The sequence below is a fragment of the Streptomyces sp. NPDC048419 genome, assembly GCF_043200415.1.
Taxonomy (GTDB): domain Bacteria; phylum Actinomycetota; class Actinomycetes; order Streptomycetales; family Streptomycetaceae; genus Streptomyces.
Genome location: NZ_JBICXT010000007.1, coordinates 282,897 through 300,878, shown reverse-complemented (window position 1 = coordinate 300,878; position 17,982 = coordinate 282,897). Strand labels below are relative to the sequence as shown.

Below are 17,982 nucleotides of genomic sequence, written 5' to 3'. Positions count from 1 at the left end.
GGTCCGTCTCCTTAAGTGCTTCCGTCTTGCTTCAGTCTTCGTCGCTGTGGAGCCTGCGTCGAACCGAGAGCAGTTCCACCTCGGGCCGCCCGGCGACCAGCCGCTCGCAGCGGTCCAGTACGTCGGTGAGGTGTCCCCATTCCCCCGAGACCACCGCGAGCCCGATCTCGGCCCTGCGGTGGAGGTGCTGATGGCCCGTCTCCGCCACACTCACCGCGTACTTCCGCTGGAGATCGGCCACGATCGGACGGACGAGCGAGCGTTTCTCCTTGAGCGAGTGGACGTCGCCGAGGAGCAGGTCGAAGGACAGAGTCCCCACATACATGTGTGTCCGGATGTCCCGCCGGTTCGGGGTACGGGCGCCGCGCTCGGACGCCGATACGGGAACCGTACACGCAACGGCCGGGGCCGATCGACGGAAATTCGCTCCCGCCGACCGGCCCCGATCGCGTGCTGCATCAGATGCGCGGCTTCTCCCGCATCTCGTACGTCGCGATGACGTCGTCGACCTTGATGTCGTTGAAGTTGCCGAGGTTGATACCGCCCTCGAACCCTTCGCGGATCTCGGTGACGTCGTCCTTGAAGCGACGCAGACCCTCGATGTTGAGGTTCTCCGCGATGACCTTGCCGTCGCGGACGAGGCGCGCCTTGGTGTTGCGCTTGACCTCGCCGGAGCGGATGAGGACACCCGCGATGTTGCCCAGCTTGGACGACTTGAAGACCTCGCGGATCTCCGCCGTTCCGAGCTCGACCTCTTCGTACTCCGGCTTCAGCATGCCCTTCAGGGCCGCCTCGATCTCCTCGATCGCCTGGTAGATGACCGAGTAGTACCGGACATCCACACCCTCGCGCTCGGCCATCTGCGCCGCGCGGCCGGCCGCGCGGACGTTGAAGCCGATCACGATGGCGTCGGAGCCCATCGCCAGGTCGATGTCCGACTCCGTGACCGCACCGACGCCGCGGTGCAGGACGCGGATGTCGACCTCTTCGCCGACGTCCAGCTGGAGCAGGGACGACTCGAGCGCCTCGACGGAACCGGAAGCGTCACCCTTGATGATGAGGTTGAGCTGCTGGACCTCGCCGGCCTTGAGCACCTTGTCCAGGTCCTCGAGGGAGACACGGCGCGTGCGCTTGGCGAACGCGGCGTTGCGCTCACGGGCGGCGCGCTTCTCGGCGATCTGACGGGCCGTACGGTCCTCGTCGACCACCAGGAAGTTGTCGCCCGCACCCGGGACGTTGGTCAGGCCCAGGACCTGGACCGGCGTCGACGGGCCGGCCTCGGCGACGTTGTTGCCGTTGTCGTCGAGCATGGCGCGCACACGGCCGTAGGCGTCGCCCACGACCATCGTGTCGCCGACCCGCAGCGTGCCTCGCTGGACGAGCACCGTCGAGACGGCACCACGGCCGCGGTCGAGGCGGGACTCGATCGAGATGCCCTGCGCGTCCTGGTTCGGGTTGGCCCGCAGGTCGAGCGAGGCGTCCGCGGTGAGGACCACGGCCTCCAGCAGGGAGTCGATGTGCAGACCCTGCTTGGCGGAGATGTCGACGAACATGGTGTCGCCGCCGTACTCCTCGGCCACCAGGCCGTACTCGGTCAGCTGACCGCGCACCTTGGTCGGGTCGGCACCCTCGACGTCGATCTTGTTGACCGCGACGACGATCGGGACGTCGGCCGCCTTGGCGTGGTTGAGCGCCTCGACCGTCTGCGGCATGACGCCGTCGTTGGCCGCGACGACCAGGATCGCGATGTCGGTCGACTTCGCACCACGGGCACGCATGGCGGTGAACGCCTCGTGACCCGGGGTGTCGATGAAGGTGATCTTGCGCTCTTCGTCGTTGACCTCGGTCGCGACCTGGTAGGCACCGATGTGCTGGGTGATGCCGCCGGCCTCGCCCGCGATGACGTTCGTCTTGCGGATGGCGTCGAGCAGTCGGGTCTTTCCGTGGTCGACGTGACCCATGACGGTGACGACCGGCGGACGGACCACGAGGTCCTCCTCGCCGCCCTCGTCCTCGCCGAACTCGATGTCGAAGGACTCGAGCAGCTCGCGGTCCTCCTCCTCGGGGCTGACGATCTGAACCGTGTAGTTCATCTCGCCCGCGAGGAGCTGCAGCGTCTCGTCGGAGACGGACTGCGTGGCCGTGACCATCTCGCCGAGGTTCATCATGACCGCGACGAGCGACGCCGGGTTGGCGTTGATCTTCTCCGCGAAGTCGGTGAGAGAGGCACCGCGCGACAGGCGAATGGACTCGCCGTTGCCGCGAGGCAGCATCACGCCGCCGACCGACGGGGCCTGCATGGCCTCGTACTCCTGGCGCCTCTGACGCTTCGACTTGCGGCCACGGCGCGCGGGACCGCCGGGACGGCCGAAGGCGCCCTGCGTGCCACCACGACCGCCCGGACCACCGGGACGACCGCCGAAGCCGGGACGGCCACCGCCGCCACCGGGACCACCGGGACGACCGGCGAAACCGCCACCGCCGCCACCGGGACCGCCGGGACGACCGGCGAAGCCGCCGCCACCGCCGCCACCGGGACGACCGGCGAAACCGCCGCCGCCGCCCGGACGACCGCCGCCACCGGGACGACCGCCACCGCCGGGACCGCGGCCACCGCCGGGTCCACCGCCGCCGGGACGCGGGCCGGCAGCAGGACGCTGCGGCATCATGCCGGGGTTGGGACGCGGGCCGCCGGGGCCGCCGCCGGGACGGGGACCGCCGCCCTGCGGGCGGGGCATACCGCCCGGGGACGGACGCGAGCCGCCCGGAGCCTGCGGACGGGGACCGCCCGCGCCACCCTCGCGACGCGGGCCCTGGCCGGCGCCCTGCGGACGCGGAGCGCCGCCGGGGGCACCGGGGCCACCGGGACGCGGGGCACCGCCCGGACGGGGCGCCTGCGGGCGCGCCATGCCGGTGGAGCCACCAGAGGTGAACGGGTTGTTGCCCGGACGGGGACCGGCCGGACGGGCGCCGGGACGCGGGGCGCCGCCACCCTGACGCGGAGCGCCGGGACGGTCGCCGCGGTCACCACGGCCCTGGCCGCCCTGGCCGGGACCGCCGGGACGGCTGCCCGGACGCGGAGCCTGGCCGGCCGGACGCGGAGCGCCCGGACGCGCGCCGGTGCCGGAGCCGGAGCCGGAGGAGGCAGCCGGAGCGGCCGGAGCCGCGGGGGGCGCCGTGAACTCGGGCGTGGCCGGAGCCGGGGACGCCGGGGCGGGCCGCGGCGCGGGCTTCGGACCCGGACGGGGGCCGGGAGCAGCCGGCGCGGCGGGAGCCGCGGGCTTCTCGGCGGCAGCCGGCTTGGGGGCCGGCGGGCGCGGGGCAGCCGGACGGGCGGCCTGCGCGGAAGAGGGGGCTGCCGGCTTCGCCGGGGCAGCCTTGCGGGCGGGGGCGGACTTGCCGCCGCCGTTGCCCTGCTGGAGGGCGTCCGTCAACTTGCGGACTACGGGCGCTTCGATGGTCGAAGACGCCGAACGGACGAATTCACCGAGTTCTTGGAGCTTGGCCATGACGACCTTGCTCTCCACCCCGAACTCCTTGGCGAGTTCGTATACCCGGACCTTAGCCACTTCGCTCCTTTTAGGTCCGGGTGCGTCCGGACCGTCGCTACTTCATGGGCGTACTCATCGCGTGCTCATCGAGTGCTCATCGCAATCTCGACCTACTTCCAACTCGCGGGGTACCAGGGCCGCACGGGGGTTCCGTACGACGCTTCTTACGGTGTTGTCTGCTCGACATAGAGGCGCAACGCCTTGGTGTCGAGCGCTCCCGGGGCGCGCAACGCCCGCGTGAACGCCCGGCGACGTACCGCCAGGTCGAGACAGACCACGGCGGGGTGCACGTAAGCACCCCGGCCGGGCAGCGTACCGCGATGATCGGGGACACATTCGTCCTCGATCGCCACAGTGCGCAGCAGATCCTTCTTGGCCGCTCGCTGCCTGCACCCCACACAGGTGCGTTCAGGGCATGCGCGGGCACGCGTCCGGCCAGACACTGCTAAGTCTACCTCCCCGGCGCGACCTCACCCCTTTGGGGCAAGAATCGAACACTTCCGCGCATACAACTGTCGTGATCTGAGCCATCCGCGGCTCGGATCTATTCCCCGCGCCGCTCCCCGTGCTGGTCTCCGAGCTGCTCCGCGGGCTGCTCGGTGTCCGGGCGGATGTCGATCCGCCAGCCGGTGAGCCGGGCCGCGAGCCGGGCGTTCTGCCCTTCCTTGCCGATCGCCAGGGACAGCTGGTAGTCCGGCACCGTCACGCGCGCGGAGCGGGCGGCGAGATCCACGACCTCGACCTTGGAGACCCGCGCCGGCGACAGCGCGTTCGCCACCATCTCGGCCGGGTCGTCGGACCAGTCGACGATGTCGATCTTCTCGCCGTTCAGCTCGCCCATCACGTTGCGCACCCGGCCGCCCATGGGGCCGATGCAGGCGCCCTTGGGGTTCAGGCCCGAACGGGTGGAGCGGACGGCGATCTTGGTGCGGTGGCCGGCCTCGCGGGCGATCGCGGCGATCTCCACGGAGCCGTCGGCGATCTCCGGCACCTCCAGGGCGAAGAGCTTCTTCACCAGATTGGGGTGGGTGCGCGAGAGGGTGACGGACGGGCCGCGGACGCCCTTCGCCACTCGTACGACGTACGAGCGCAACCGCATCCCGTGCGGATACGTCTCGCCCGGCACCTGCTCCTGCACCGGCAGGATGGCCTCGAGCCGGCCGATGTCCACGAGCACGTTCTTAGGGTCGCGCCCCTGCTGGACCACGCCGGTGACGATGTCGCCCTCGCGGCCGGCGTACTCGCCGAGCGTCGCGTCGTCCTCGGCGTCGCGCAGCCGCTGCAGGATGACCTGCTTGGCGGTGGTGGCGGCGATACGGCCGAAGCCGGACGGGGTGTCGTCGAACTCGCGGGCCTCCTGGCCCTCTTCGAGGTCGTCGGGGTCCTCCTTCGCCCACACGGTCACATGTCCGGTCTCCCGGTTGAGCTCCACGCGCGCGTGTCGGCGGCTTCCCTCGGTGCGGTGATAGGCGATGAGGAGGGCCGACTCGATCGCCTCGACCAGCAGGTCGAAGGAGATCTCCTTCTCCCGTACCAAGCCCCGCAGGGCACTCATGTCGATGTCCACGGCTACGCCTCCTCTTCCTTCTGGTTGGGCTTCTCGTTGTCCTTGCGGCTGAACTCGACCTGCACGCGCGCCCTGTCGATCTCGGAGAAGGCGAGTCTGCGGCCGGTTGCCTTGCGGCCCTTGACCCCGGGGACCTCGAGATCGAGGCCCTCGTCGTCGACCTTCAGGATCCTGGCCACCAGTTCCCCGCCCTCGGCCAGCTGGAACTTCACCAGGCGGTCCACGGCACGCTCGTAGTGCCGGTGCTCCTTGAGGAGGCGTTCCGCGCCGGGGGTTCCGACCTCGAGGGTGTACTCGCCCGCGCCCATCGCGTCCGTCTCGTCGAGCTTCGCCGAGAGCTCACGGCTCACATCGGCGATCTGGTCCAGGTCGGCACCGGCGTCCGAGTCGACGACCACGCGCAGCACCCGCTTTCGCCCGACGGAGTCCACTGCGATCTCTTCGAGATCCAGCCCCTGGGAGCTGACGAGCGGTTCCAGGAGCTCTCGGAGCCTCTCGCTCTGGGTGGTGCTCATCCGGGTGACTCCTCGGCCGCGTGTGCTGTTGTGGGAAGGTCGCGTGTCTGGTCAAAGGGTATCCGGTCGCGAGGGGTGTTGCGTCCTGCCTCCGCGTCGGACGGTGGGGCCGGGCGCCTTCCGGCTCAGGGGCCGTCGAGCCGGTGATATGAGGTGGGCCACTTCGCGGGTAACGTGATCAACGGCGGTTCCCGCCCATGTGTTCGTACGCACCCCCCGAGGACGTCAGCCGTGTCGTACCCCCCACCTTTGCGGGTCCCCTCGGGGCTTCGCCGAAGAGCCCTGCTCGTCTCCGCCGCCGGGGCCGCCCTGCTGGCGGGATGTACCGGTGCAGGCGGAAAGCCGGAAGAGAGTGCCGCCGGGAGCCAGTCGGTGACGCGGAAGGCGCGGGCGCTGGCGGCGCGGGAGAGTGCGGGGATGGTCGGGCGGTACGACGCCGTGATCGCCACGCATCCGCAGGTGGCCGGGCGGCTGGGGCCGTTGCGGGCGGAAGTCGTGCGGCACGCGGAGGCGTTCGGGGGGACGGCAGCGAAGGGGAGCACGGGGACGGCGTCACCGTCGGCTTCCGGTGAGGTCTCGCCCACGCCGGCCACCGAGAAGGACGCCCTGGCCGAACTCGCCGCCGCCGAACGGGCCCTGTCCGACCGGCGCATGGCGGCGCTCCTGGACGTGCCCGGCGAGCTGGCGCGGCTGCTGGCCTCGGTGGCGGCGGCCGGAGCGGCGCACGCGTATCTGCTGACGGAGGGTGCCGGATGAGCGGCGGGACGGACAAGCAGGAGCTCAGGGCCCTGCAGGCCGCGCTGGCCGCCGAGCATGCGGCCGTGTACGGCTACGGCGTCGTCGGCGGGCGGATCCGCGAGGGGCGGCGGGCCGAGGCGCGGTCGGCGTACGACGCGCACCGGGCCCGGCGGGACGCGCTGACCCGCAGGGTCCGGGACCTGGGCGGCACCCCGGTGGCCGCGGCGGCCGCGTACGCGCTGCCGTTCCCGGTGCCGGACTCGGGCGCGGCCGTGCGGTTCGCCACCGAACTGGAGGAGCGGGTGGCCGGGGTGTACTCCGACCTCGTGCGGGCAACCGGGGGCGAACAGCGGCGTTCGGCCGCCGAGGCACTGCGGGAGGCGGCGGTGCGGGCGGTGCGCTGGAGCGGCGAGAGCGTAGCCTTCCCTGGGCTCGCCGAGCGGGCGGCCACGGCCCCGCCCTCGTCGGCGCCCACGGCGTAACGCGTACTGGAAGGAAACGACTCGCGCATGGCTTTCGAACCGCCGCAGCGTCTGGTCAGGGCGCTCGGCGAGACGGCACCCGACGGCGACGGCTGGCTGGAGAAGCTGCCCGAAGTGGCGCAGCAGGCCGTCGCGCTACGCGAGTTGACCGTGGAGCGGGTGCAGGTGCCCGGCGGGCGCAGCAGCCTGGTCGTGCTGGTGCGCAGGCCGGACGGCACCCCCACGGTGCTCAAGCTGGCACCGCCCCGGGCCCGGCCGGAGAGCGAGCGGGCCGCGCTCGCGCACTGGGGCGGGCTGGGCGCCGTACAGCTTCTGGAACCCTTCGCTTCGGCGGGTGCGCTGCTGCTGGAGCGGCTGCATCCGGATGTCTCGGTGCGGTCGCTGCCGGAGGCCAAGGCGCTGCTGGAGGCGGCGGGCACGCTGCGGCGGCTGTGGGTCGAACCCCCTGCCGGGCATCCCTTCGAGACGGTCGCCGAGCGGACCGGGCGGCAGGCCGAGGCGATGCGGAGCACTACGGCCGCGCACGCCGACGTGGCGGCGCTGGTGGACGCGGCGGTGGCCGCACGCGAGTCGTTGCTGGCGGCGCCGCCCGAGCACCGGCTGCTGCACGGGACGTTCCGGCAGAGCAAGGTGCTGGCCGGGGAGCGGATGCCGTGGCTGGCGGTCGGACCCGATCCGGTCGTCGGTGAGTGTGCCTTCGACCTGGCGCGGCTGGTGCGGGACCGGGTGGAGGACCTGATCGCCTCGCCGTCGGGGGCGCCGATCACCCGGCGCCGGGTGAAGCGGCTCGCGGAATCGCTGGACGTGGATCAGGAGCGGCTGCGGGGGTGGACGCTGTTCCGGGCCGTGGAGTCCGGTGTACGGGCGCTTCGGGTGGGGCGGTCGAAGGACGCGGAGCTGTTGCTGGAATTCGCCGGGTGGCTCTAGCCCCCGGCCGTCAGCCTCAGAGCCGTCAGCTTCAGAGCCAGGACCGGGCAGTTGGCCGCCGCCTTGCGGGCTCGCTCGACCGTCCGCGCCGGGACCGGGCGCCGGCCACGAGCGGGTGGCCCCACTCGTCCGACGTGATGTGTTCCGGGAGGAGCTCGGCGCACAGGCCATGGCCTTCGCAGGACGTCCAGTCGATGGTGATCCGCTGGTCCATGTGGTGAGCGCACTGCGGACCAGGCGGGCCGTGCCGTCCGGGTGGTGGCAGGCGCCGCGGCCGTCGACGAGGCCGGACCAGCGGTGCCCGCCGACGTGCGTCCGCCCGGATGGTGCCGACGAGCGCCAGGCAACCCGCCGCGGCCGCCGGCGTGACGGCCGCCGCGACGGCCGCGGTGCGCCGGGCGCCTCTGCGGACGAAGGCCGCAGGGCCCCTTTCTCCGGTGGTCATGACCGTTCCCCTCCCGTAGTGACGCTCTGTCACGTCCTACGGTCGGGGAACGGCCTGAGAGAAGTCGGTGGGCCCCCTTCAGGGCCCCCAAGAGCTTCCTGAGGAGTTTCCTAAGCGGTCAGGCGGGCGATCGCCTCGTCCACCGTCAGTTCCTCGCGCTCACCGGTCCTGCGGTCCTTGAGCTCCAGCACGCCGTCGGCGGCGCGGCGGCCCGCGACCAGGATCTTCGGTACGCCGATCAGCTCGGAGTCGGTGAACTTCACGCCCGGGGAGACCCCGGCCCGGTCGTCGACCAGGACGCGCAGCCCGGCCGCGCGCAGCTTCTCGGACACTTCGAGGGCCAGCTCGGTCTGCAGGGCCTTGCCCGCGGCGACCACGTGCACGTCGGCCGGGGCGACCTCGGCCGGCCAGCACAGGCCCTGCTCGTCGGCGGTCTGCTCGGCGAGGGCCGCGACCGCGCGGGAGACGCCGATGCCGTACGAGCCCATGGTGACGCGGACCGGCTTGCCGTTCTGGCCGAGGACGTCGAGCTTGAGGGCGTCGGCGTACTTGCGGCCGAGCTGGAAGATGTGGCCGATCTCGATGGCGCGGTCCAGCTTGAGGCCGGTGCCGCACTTCGGGCAGGGGTCGCCGTCCTGCACGACCACGACGTCGACGTACTCGCCGACCTCGAAGTCGCGACCGACCACGACGTTCTTGGCGTGCACGCCGGGCTTGTTGGCGCCGGTGGTCCAGGCGGTGCCGGGGGCCACGCGCGGGTCGGCGATGTACTTCACCTTCTCGCCCAGGCCCTGCGGGCCGACGTAGCCGCGGACCAGGTCCGGGCGGCCCGCGAAGTCGGCCTCGGTCACCATCTCCACGAGTGCCGGGGCGAAGTGCGCCTCGACCTTGCCCATGTCGACCTCGCGATCGCCCGGGACACCGACGGCGACGATCTCGCCGTCGACCTTCACCAGGAGGTTCTTCAGCGTGGCGGAGGCCGGGACGCCGAGGAACGCGGCGAGCGTCTCGATGGTCGGGGTGTCCGGGGTGTCGAGCTCCTCGACGGCCGGCACGCCGGAGCCGTCCACCGGCTTCAGCTCGTACGTGATCGCCTCGGTGTTGGCCGCGAAGTCGCAGTTCGGGCAGTCGGCGAAAGTGTCCTCGCCGGCCTCGGCCGGGGCGAGGAACTCCTCCGACTTGGAGCCGCCCATGGCACCCGCGGTCGCGGCGCAGATGCGGTAGTCGAGGCCGAGGCGCTCGAAGATCCGCTGGTAGGCCTGGCGGTGCAGGGCGTAGGAGCGGGCGAGGCCCTCGTCCTCGGTGTCGAAGGAGTACGAGTCCTTCATCAGGAACTCACGGCCGCGCAGGATGCCGGCCCGCGGACGGGCCTCGTCGCGGTACTTGTGCTGGATCTGGTAGAGGACGACCGGCAGGTCCTTGTAGGAGGACGCCTGGTCCTTCACCAGCAGGGTGAAGATCTCCTCGTGGGTCGGGCCGAGGAGGTAGTCGCCGCCCTTGCGGTCCTTGAGACGGAACAGCTCGGGGCCGTACTCCTGCCAGCGGCCGGTCGCCTCGTACGGCTCCCGCGGCAGCAGGGCGGGGAGCAGCACCTCCTGGGCGCCGATCGCGTCCATCTCCTCGCGGACGATGCGCTCGACGTTGCCGAGGACCTTCTTGCCGAGCGGCAGCCAGCTCCAGATCCCGGCCGCGGTCCGGCGGACGTAGCCGGCGCGCACGAGCAGTTTGTGGCTGAGGACCTCGGCGTCCGCCGGGTCGTCACGCAGCGTCTTGGCCATCAACTGGGACATGCGCTGGACCGGTGCGTTCGCCATGGTTCTCGTACTCCTGCTGCGTCTAGGTGATGGCAAGGAGGTTAGCCGGGGGGCCGGTTCCGGTGGAAATCGGTTAACGGTGGCGCAGCGGCAGAGGGGCGCCCATCACCGCGTACGGCTTCGGGGCGCTCGGGAAGAGGACCTGACGGGCGAGGTCCTCGTAACCGAGGGAGTGGTAGAGGCCGCGGGCCGGGCTGTCCACGTCGATCGCCGAGAGGATCGAGCGGGGCTCGGCGGCGCCGTCGGTGATGGTCGTGATCAGACCGCGGCCGATCCCGCGGTTCTGGTGGCCCGGGTGGACGTGCAGCTCGGTGATCACGAAGGAGTCGTCGAGCCAGCCCTCGTGGCCCTGCGCGCGCACGTACGGCTCCACGACGGTGGACCACCAGTGCGCGCGGTCGTTCGGCATGCCGTAGACGAAGCCGACCAGGCGGCCCTCGATGGTGGCGCCGAACGCACGGGCCCCCGGATACGTCATGTGCCGCAGGACGATCTGCCGGCGCACGGCGACCTCGTCGGCGCCCAGTCCGAAGGCCAGAGCCTGCACGGCGAGCGCCTCGTCGACCCGGGCGGACAGATCGAGGGGGCCGATCACGACGTCGTCGGGCCGTCGGTGTCCGTGACCGGGAAAGCGCAGCATGCCGGGGAGACTACAGGGCTCGTACGAGGGTCAGAACAGCACTGTGAGGTGCGGCTAGAACAGAACGCTCATGAACGCGCCGACCTCCTGGAAGCCCACCCGCCGGTACGCGCTGCGCGCCGGGGTGTTGAAGTCGTTCACGTAGAGGCTGACTATCGGGGCCACGTCGGCGAGCGCGTACCGCAGCACGGCCGCCATGCCGGGAGCGGCGACCCCCTGACCCCGGTACTCGGGCGCCACCCACACGCCCTGGATCTGGCAGGCCTGGGTGGTGGCGGCGCCGATCTCCGCCTTGAAGACGACCTTGCCGTGCTCGTCGAGGCGGGCGAACGAGCGCCCGGAGCCGACGAGTTCGGCGACCCGCGCCTGGTACAGCAGCCCGCCGTCCCCGGCCAGCGGCGAGACGCCGACCTCCTCGGTGAACATCGCCACGCACGCCGGCATGATCGTCTCCATCTCGTCCTTGCGGATGCGGCGGACGTACGGATCCGGGGCGATGCCGTCGGGCATGCGGTCGGTGACCATCAGGGGCTGCTGGGCGCGGACCTCGCGGGCCGGGCCCCAGCCTGGTTCCAGCAGGCGCCAGAGCTGGGCGGTGGCCTCGACGGGGCCGACGATCGACGAGCAGCGGCGGCCGGCCCTGCGGGCGCGGTCGGCGAAGGCGCGCACGGCGCGCGGAGTGGCGCAGATCGGGACGAGGTTGGCGCCCGCGTAGCAGAGGGAGGTCAGCATGCCCTCCTCGTAGAAGCCCCACATCTCGCCGCCGAGACGCCACGGGTCGAGGCCCGCGACCTGCACCCGTGACGTCACGAAGGCGTTCGCGACCGGCTCACGGTCGAGGACGGCGAGGGCGGCGTCCAGGTCGCTCGGTTCGAGCACCCGGGAGGTGGTCTGGGTCAACACGCGGGGGCCTCACGCTGCGGGTTCTGCTGATCTCCGCACTGTACCTGCGGAAGCTTTGCCGCGCCGCCCCCCTCAGTTGTCGGGTAGGGCTTGGCTGCTGTGCCGTCCGGGGGCTGCCGCCCCCGGGCCCCCGCCGTCGGCCCTGAACGGGCCTCGTCCTCAAGCGCCGGACGGGCTGACATCACCGACCGGCGCTCAGAAAGAGCCCCTCAGCCCCTCAGCCCGCCACCGAGACCGAGGGCTCTCCGGACTCCGTACCCTCCGCCTGCATCTGCTCGGCGATCTTCATCGCTTCCTCGATGAGGGTCTCGACGATCTTGGACTCGGGGACGGTCTTGATGACCTCGCCCTTGACGAAGATCTGGCCCTTGCCGTTGCCGGAGGCGACGCCGAGGTCGGCCTCGCGGGCCTCGCCCGGGCCGTTCACCACGCAGCCCATGACGGCGACGCGCAGCGGGACCTCCATGCCGGTCAGGCCCGCCGTGACCTCCTCGGCCAGCTTGTAGACGTCGACCTGGGCGCGGCCGCAGGACGGGCAGGAGACGATCTCCAGGCCGCGCTGCCTGAGGTTCAGGGACTCCAGGATCTGGTTGCCGACCTTGACCTCCTCGACCGGCGGGGCCGACAGGGAGACGCGGATGGTGTCGCCGATGCCCTGGGAGAGGAGGGCGCCGAAGGCGACGGCCGACTTGATGGTGCCCTGGAAGGCGGGGCCGGCCTCCGTCACGCCGAGGTGCAGCGGGTAGTCGCACTGGGCGGCGAGCTGCTTGTACGCCTCGATCATCACGACCGGGTCGTTGTGCTTGACCGAGATCTTGATGTCGCGGAAGTCGTGCTCCTCGAAGAGGGACGCCTCCCACAGGGCGCTCTCGACGAGGGCCTCGGGGGTGGCCTTGCCGTACTTCTGGAGCAGGCGGCGGTCCAGGGAGCCGGCGTTCACGCCGATGCGGATCGGGGTGCCGTGGTCCTTGGCCGCCCGCGCGATCTCCTTGACCTTGTCGTCGAACTGCTTGATGTTGCCGGGGTTGACGCGGACCGCCGCGCAGCCCGCCTCGATCGCGGCGAAGACGTACTTCGGCTGGAAGTGGATGTCGGCGATGACCGGGATCTGCGACTTCTTGGCGATGGTGGCGAGCACGTCGGCGTCGTCCTGCGTAGGACAGGCCACCCGGACGATCTGGCAGCCGGAGGCGGTGAGCTCGGCGATCTGCTGGAGCGTCGCGCCGACGTCCGACGTACGGGTCGTGGTCATCGACTGCACGGACACGGGGGCGTCTCCGCCCACGGCCACGGATCCGACCTGGATCTGCCGGCTCCTGCGCCGCTCGGCGATCTTGGTCGGAACGGACGGCATGCCGAGAGAAATCGCAGTCATCTGCTGTGCAACCCCAAGTCGTGGATCAAGGTCCGGCCCCGTCAGCAGCGGGCTCCAGACCTTGAGATTACGTCACCTGCGCGGACCAGAGCACATCGCGGGCCCCAAACCCACTCAATGGAAGGGCGGCCTGGAGTAAACCCTTCCAGGCCGCCCCGAACACCAGGTGTCTAGGTGATTTTCACCGGGTTGACCACGTCGGCCACCAGGACGAGCAGCGTGAAGCAGACGAACACCCCGGCCACCACGTAGGCCACCGGCATGAGCTTCGCCACGTCGAACGGGCCCGGGTCCGGGCGGCGCAGGACTCGGGCGAGGTGGCGGCGCAGGGACTCCCAGAGGGCGCCGGCGATGTGGCCGCCGTCGAGCGGGAGGAGCGGGAGCATGTTGAACAGGAACAGCGAGAGGTTGAAGCCGGCGATCAGCATCAGGGCCGTGGCCAGCTGCTGGGTGGGCGGGATGTCGAGGGTGAAGATCTCGCCGCCGACGCGGGCCGCGCCGACCACGCCCATCGGGGAGTCGGGCTGACGGGGGGCGCCGTCGAAGGCCGCGTCCCACAGGGCCGGGATCTTGCCGGGCAGGTCCGCGAGGGAGTCGACGGCCTCGCTGATCCGGTCGCCCATCCAGGACACGGAGTCGCCGAAGTCCTGGCGGACGACGCCGTTGGCCGCGCTGAAGCCGAGGAAGCCGGCGGTGACGAACTTGCCGGGGACCACCTGGCCGCTGGAGTCCTTCTTCGCGACCTGGTTGGTGGCGATCTTCGCGTGGAGCGTGACGTCCTGGCCCTTGCGGTCGACGACGATCGCCACGTCCTTGCCGGGGGTGGCGCGGATGAGGTCGGAGAGCTTGTTCCAGTCGTCCGTGCGGACCCCGTTGAAGGAGACGATCTTGTCGCCCGCCTTGAGGCCCGCCGCCGCGGCCGGGGAGGCCGGGTCGCCCTTCTTGCAGGCGTCGCGGTTCTGGCTCTGGGCGATGACGCACTGGGAGACCGAGCTGACGGTGTTGGTCTGCTGGGTGATGCCGAAGCCCATCAGGACCGTGAGGAACAGCGCCACGGCCAGGATGAGGTTCATGAAGGGGCCCGCGAACATCACGATGACCCGCTTCCAGGGCGAGCGCGTGTAGAAGAGCCGGGACTCGTCCCCGGGCTGGAGCTCCTCGAAGGCGGCCGAGCGGGCGTCCTCGATCATGCTGCGCCAGGGGGACGTCGAGCGTGCGGTGATCCGGCCGTCGTCGCCGGGCGGGAACATGCCGATCATGCGGATGTAGCCGCCGAACGGGATGGCCTTGAAGCCGTACTCGGTGTCGCCCTTCTTGCGTGACCAGATGGTGGGGCCGAAGCCCACCATGTACTGCGGCACACGGATGCCGAAGAGCTTGGCGGTGGACAGGTGCCCCAGCTCGTGCCACGCGATCGAGACCAGCAGGCCGACCACGAAGATCACTATGCCGAGGACCATCATCAGGGATGTCATGCACGCGCCTCCGCGGTGGCCGTAGCCGTCTGCGCCGTCAGTTCCCGGGCCCGGGCCCGTGCCCAGGTCTCCGCTTCGAGGACGTCCGGCACGGTGAGTGAGGTTCCCGTGGGCGGGGTGCCGTGCTCCTCGACCACCCTGGTCACGGTCTCCATGATCCCGTTGAAGGGCAGCGCTCCGCTGCGGAACGCCTCCACGCACTCCTCGTTGGCCGCATTGAACACCGCCGGGGCGGTGCCCGCGAGCTCACCCACGTGCCGGGCGAGGTTCACCGACGGGAAGGCGTCGTTGTCGAGCGGGAAGAACTCCCACGTCGACGCCTTGCTCCAGTCGAATGCCGGGGCCGCGTCGGGGATCCGCTCGGGCCAGCCGAGGCCGATGGCGATCGGCCCGCGCATGTCGGGGGGCGTCGCCTGGGCGATCGTCGAGCCGTCCGTGAACTCAATCATCGAGTGGACATACGACTGGGGATGCACGACGACCTCAATGCGACTGAAGGGAATGTCGTAGAGGAGGTGTGCCTCGATCACTTCCAGCCCCTTGTTCACCAGGGTCGCGGAGTTGATCGTGATCACCGGGCCCATGGCCCAGGTGGGGTGGGCGAGGGCGTCCTCGACGGTGACGTGCGCCAGCTGCTCCTTCGTACGGCCGCGGAAGGGGCCGCCGGAGGCCGTCACGACGATCTTCCGTACGTCCGTGCGCGTGCCGGCCGCCAGCGCCTGGAACAGGGCCGCGTGCTCGGAGTCGACCGGGATGATCTGCCCGGGCTTGGCGAGCGCCTTGACCAGCGGGCCGCCGACGATGAGCGATTCCTTGTTGGCGAGCGCGAGGGTGCGGCCCGCCTCCAGGGCGGCGAGGGTCGGGGCGAGGCCGATGGAGCCGGTGATGCCGTTGAGCACGGTGTGGCCGTCGGACGCGGCGAGCTGTGTGGCCGCCTCGGGCCCGGCCAGCAGCTCCGGCAGCGGCTCCCCCGCGCCGTACTGCGCGGCGAGCGCCTCGCGCAGCTCGGGCACGGCGTCCTCGCGGGCGACCGCGACGGTCCGCACCCGGAGCCGGTGCGCCTGCTCGGCGAGGAGGGCGACCCGTCCGCCGTTGGCCGAGAGCCCGGTGACCCGGAAGCGGTCGGGGTTGCGCAGTACGAGGTCGATGGCCTGGGTGCCGATCGACCCGGTGGAGCCGAGGATCACCACGTCCTTCGGGCCGCTGCCCGCCACGGGGTCGTAGACGAGGTGCGGGTCGGCGAGTGGGGCTGGACTGTCGCTCATCCCTCCATTGTTGCCGAGGTGCGCCGCGAGGAGGACAGTGCGTCGCTCGGGCGGGTGGCTTGCCGGGCTCCGCCGGGTCGCGGGGGGATCCCCCCTTGTGTGGACGGCATGAAGATCATGCGCCGGGAGGATCCCTCCGGGACGTGCGGCGGGTCAGCCGATGGGGCGGTGGAGATTGTCCTTCTGTGCGGGTCCGGGGTCGGATGCGGCGATCCAGGGGCCCTCGCCCGAGGGGTCTACGATGCCGTCCTCCAGCCACTCGTAGGTGCTCGACATCACGCCCTTGACGACCTTGCGGTCGAGGTCGTCGGTGTTGTTCCACAGGCGGCCGAAGAGTTCCTCGACGCGGATGCGGGACTGGCTGCAGAAGGCGTCGGCGAGCTGGTAGGCCTCGCGGCCGTGGTCGCCCTGGCTGCGCAGGAGTTCGGCCCGTACGCAGGCCGCGCTCATCGCGAACAGTTCGGCGCCGATGTCCACGACGCGGCCCAGGAAGCCCTGCTTGGTCTCCATCTTCCCCTGCCAGCGGGACATGGCGTAGAAGGTGGCGCGGGCCAGCTTGCGGGCGTGCCGCTCGACGTAGCGCAGGTGCGGGGAGAGGTCGACCCCGTGCTTGAACTCGCCGTAGGAGACCGGGAGCTGGCCCGGGCCCGCGACCAGTTTCGGGAGCCACTTGGCGTAGAAGACGCCGGCGTTGGCGCCCGCCTTCGCCTTGTCCTGGAGGGACTTCTCGGGGTCGATGAGGTCGCCTGCGACGCTGAGGTGGGCGTCGACGGCCTCGCGGGCGATCAGGAGGTGCATGATCTCCGTCGAGCCCTCGAAGATGCGGTTGATCCGCAGGTCCCGCAGGACCTGCTCGGCGGGGACGGCGCGTTCGCCGCGGGCCTTGAGGGACGCCGCGGTCTCGAAGCCGCGGCCGCCGCGGATCTGGACGAGCTCGTCGGCGATGAGCCAGCCCATCTCGGAGGCGTAGAGCTTGGCGAGCGCGCCCTCGATGCGGATGTCGTTGCGGTTCTCGTCGGCCATCTGGCTGGAGAGGTCGAGTACGGCCTCCAGGGCGAAGGTCGTCGCCGCGATGAATGAGATCTTGGCGCCGACGGCCTCGTGGTGGGCGATGGGCTTGCCCCACTGCTCGCGGGCCGCGGACCATTCGCGGGCGATCTTCAGGCACCACTTGCCGGCGGCGACGCAGGACGCGGGCAGCGACAGGCGGCCGGTGTTCAGCGTGGTGAGCGCGATCTTGAGGCCCGCGCCCTCGGGGCCGATGCGGTTGGCGGCGGGGACCCGGACCTGGTGGAAGCGGGTGACGCCGTTCTCGATGCCGCGCAGGCCCATGAAGGCGTTGCGGTTCTCGACGGTGATGCCGGGCGAGTTGGTCTCCACGACGAAGGCGGTGATGCCGCCCTTGCGGCCCTCGGCCTTCGGCACCCGTGCCATCACGACCAGCAGGTCGGCGACGACGCCGTTGGTGGTCCAGAGCTTCACGCCGTCGAGGACGTAGTCGTCCCCGTCGGGCACGGCCGTGGTCGCGAGGCGGGCCGGATCGGAGCCGACGTCCGGCTCGGTGAGCAGGAAGGCGCTGATGTCGGTGCGGGCGCAGCGGGGCAGGAACTGCTCCTTCTGCTCCTGCGTGCCGAACAGTTTCAGCGGCTGCGGTACGCCGATCGACTGGTGCGCGGACAGCAGCACGCCGATGGCGGGGCTGGCGGAGCCCGCCAGGGTCAGTGCCTTGTTGTAGTACACCTGGGTGAGGCCGAGGCCGCCGTACTTGGTGTCGATCTTCATGCCGAGGGCGCCGATCTCCTTGAGGCCGCTGATGACCTCGTCGGGGATCCGGGCGTCGCGCTCGATCAGCGCCGCGTCGACCTTCGTCTCGCAGAAGTCGCGCAGTTTGGCGAGGAACTCCTCGCCGCGCTGGGTGGCTTCGTCGGTCGGCATGGGGTGGGGGTGGATGAGGTCGAGCCGGAAGCGGCCGAGGAACAGTTCCTTGGCGAAGCTGGGCTTGCGCCACTCCTGTTCCCGGGCGGCCTCCGCCACCTGGCGGGCCTCACGTTCGGAGACGGTGGGTTTGCTGGATGGTGCGGACATGAGGCACACCTCGCCGCGAATCGGGATCTTGGGCCTTATCGGTTACCGACGGGTTCTACTCGATCGTATGTACCCGATCCGGGGCGACCCCACCACCCCTGGGGCACGGTCGTTGGGCCGAATTGACGGAGTACCGCCCTCCGCCCGGACTCCCGGCTCTTGCACACGGGGTCCTTTCGGGGGGACGGTTCGGGTCCGGG

General features: G+C 71.1%; 16 protein-coding genes. 3 read left to right on the top strand and 13 right to left on the bottom strand.

Translation table 11 applies throughout. The annotated features are described in order from the left end of the window. Positions 1–31 precede the first annotated feature (31 nt). The 5 genes from ACGFYN_RS18250 to rimP form a co-directional block, all read right to left on the bottom strand. Positions 32–325 (bottom strand): DUF503 domain-containing protein, encoded by a 294-nt coding sequence (locus ACGFYN_RS18250; protein ID WP_393866822.1) that lies wholly within the window; start codon positions 323–325, stop codon positions 32–34. A 133-nt stretch (positions 326–458) separates the two neighbouring features. After that, positions 459–3,569, bottom strand: coding sequence for a translation initiation factor IF-2 (gene infB / locus ACGFYN_RS18245; protein WP_393866821.1), 3,111 nt, complete (start codon positions 3,567–3,569; stop codon positions 459–461). Positions 3,570–3,715: 146 nt separating this feature from the next. Then, complete coding sequence (locus tag ACGFYN_RS18240; protein WP_393866820.1) at positions 3,716–3,994, bottom strand: YlxR family protein; 279 nt, start codon at positions 3,992–3,994, stop codon at positions 3,716–3,718. A gap of 101 nt (positions 3,995–4,095) precedes the next feature. Beyond that, on the bottom strand, positions 4,096–5,118 hold the full coding sequence (nusA, locus tag ACGFYN_RS18235; protein ID WP_393866819.1) for a transcription termination factor NusA: 1,023 nt from the start codon (positions 5,116–5,118) through the stop codon (positions 4,096–4,098). A 2-nt stretch (positions 5,119–5,120) separates the two neighbouring features. Continuing rightward, positions 5,121–5,633 (bottom strand): ribosome maturation factor RimP, encoded by a 513-nt coding sequence (rimP, locus tag ACGFYN_RS18230; RefSeq protein ID WP_393866818.1) that lies wholly within the window; start codon positions 5,631–5,633, stop codon positions 5,121–5,123. A gap of 231 nt (positions 5,634–5,864) precedes the next feature. Here rimP and ACGFYN_RS18225 point away from each other — a divergent pair, with 231 nt between their 5' ends. From ACGFYN_RS18225 to ACGFYN_RS18215, 3 genes are read left to right on the top strand one after another with little or no spacing between them, the layout of a single operon-like run. Beyond that, a complete protein-coding gene (locus ACGFYN_RS18225; protein WP_393866817.1) occupies positions 5,865–6,389 on the top strand; it encodes a hypothetical protein in 525 nt (174 codons plus the stop codon). Further along, a complete protein-coding gene (locus ACGFYN_RS18220; RefSeq protein ID WP_393866816.1) occupies positions 6,386–6,853 on the top strand; it encodes a ferritin-like domain-containing protein in 468 nt (155 codons plus the stop codon). The genes ACGFYN_RS18225 and ACGFYN_RS18220 overlap by 4 nt, the downstream gene beginning before the upstream one ends. 27 nt (positions 6,854–6,880) lie before the next feature. Then, positions 6,881–7,780, top strand: a complete 900-nt coding sequence (locus tag ACGFYN_RS18215) for an aminoglycoside phosphotransferase family protein (protein WP_393866815.1) — start codon at positions 6,881–6,883, stop codon at positions 7,778–7,780. Positions 7,781–7,811: 31 nt separating this feature from the next. Here ACGFYN_RS18215 and ACGFYN_RS18210 read toward each other — a convergent pair whose 3' ends face one another. The 8 genes from ACGFYN_RS18210 to ACGFYN_RS18175 all read right to left on the bottom strand — a co-directional run bounded on the left by ACGFYN_RS18210 (position 7,812) and on the right by ACGFYN_RS18175 (position 17,782). Continuing rightward, positions 7,812–7,994 carry a ferredoxin gene (locus ACGFYN_RS18210; protein ID WP_393866814.1) on the bottom strand — a complete coding sequence of 61 codons (183 nt, stop codon included), beginning with the start codon at positions 7,992–7,994 and terminating at the stop codon, positions 7,812–7,814. Between the two features lie 341 nt (positions 7,995–8,335). Then, positions 8,336–10,039, bottom strand: a complete 1,704-nt coding sequence (locus ACGFYN_RS18205; protein WP_393866813.1) for a proline--tRNA ligase — start codon at positions 10,037–10,039, stop codon at positions 8,336–8,338. Positions 10,040–10,112: 73 nt separating this feature from the next. After that, positions 10,113–10,679 (bottom strand): GNAT family N-acetyltransferase, encoded by a 567-nt coding sequence (locus ACGFYN_RS18200; protein ID WP_393866812.1) that lies wholly within the window; start codon positions 10,677–10,679, stop codon positions 10,113–10,115. 54 nt (positions 10,680–10,733) lie between these two features. Beyond that, positions 10,734–11,582, bottom strand: a complete 849-nt coding sequence (locus ACGFYN_RS18195; protein ID WP_393866811.1) for a GNAT family N-acetyltransferase — start codon at positions 11,580–11,582, stop codon at positions 10,734–10,736. 217 nt (positions 11,583–11,799) lie between these two features. Next, a complete protein-coding gene (gene ispG, locus ACGFYN_RS18190; RefSeq protein ID WP_393866810.1) occupies positions 11,800–12,957 on the bottom strand; it encodes a flavodoxin-dependent (E)-4-hydroxy-3-methylbut-2-enyl-diphosphate synthase in 1,158 nt (385 codons plus the stop codon). A gap of 170 nt (positions 12,958–13,127) precedes the next feature. Then, positions 13,128–14,420 carry a M50 family metallopeptidase gene (locus ACGFYN_RS18185; RefSeq protein ID WP_393866847.1) on the bottom strand — a complete coding sequence of 431 codons (1,293 nt, stop codon included), beginning with the start codon at positions 14,418–14,420 and terminating at the stop codon, positions 13,128–13,130. 8 nt (positions 14,421–14,428) lie between these two features. Next, positions 14,429–15,697, bottom strand: a complete 1,269-nt coding sequence (gene dxr / locus ACGFYN_RS18180; protein WP_393866809.1) for a 1-deoxy-D-xylulose-5-phosphate reductoisomerase — start codon at positions 15,695–15,697, stop codon at positions 14,429–14,431. Positions 15,698–15,850: 153 nt separating this feature from the next. Next, positions 15,851–17,782 carry an acyl-CoA dehydrogenase family protein gene (locus tag ACGFYN_RS18175; RefSeq protein WP_393866808.1) on the bottom strand — a complete coding sequence of 644 codons (1,932 nt, stop codon included), beginning with the start codon at positions 17,780–17,782 and terminating at the stop codon, positions 15,851–15,853. Positions 17,783–17,982: the final 200 nt, after the last annotated feature.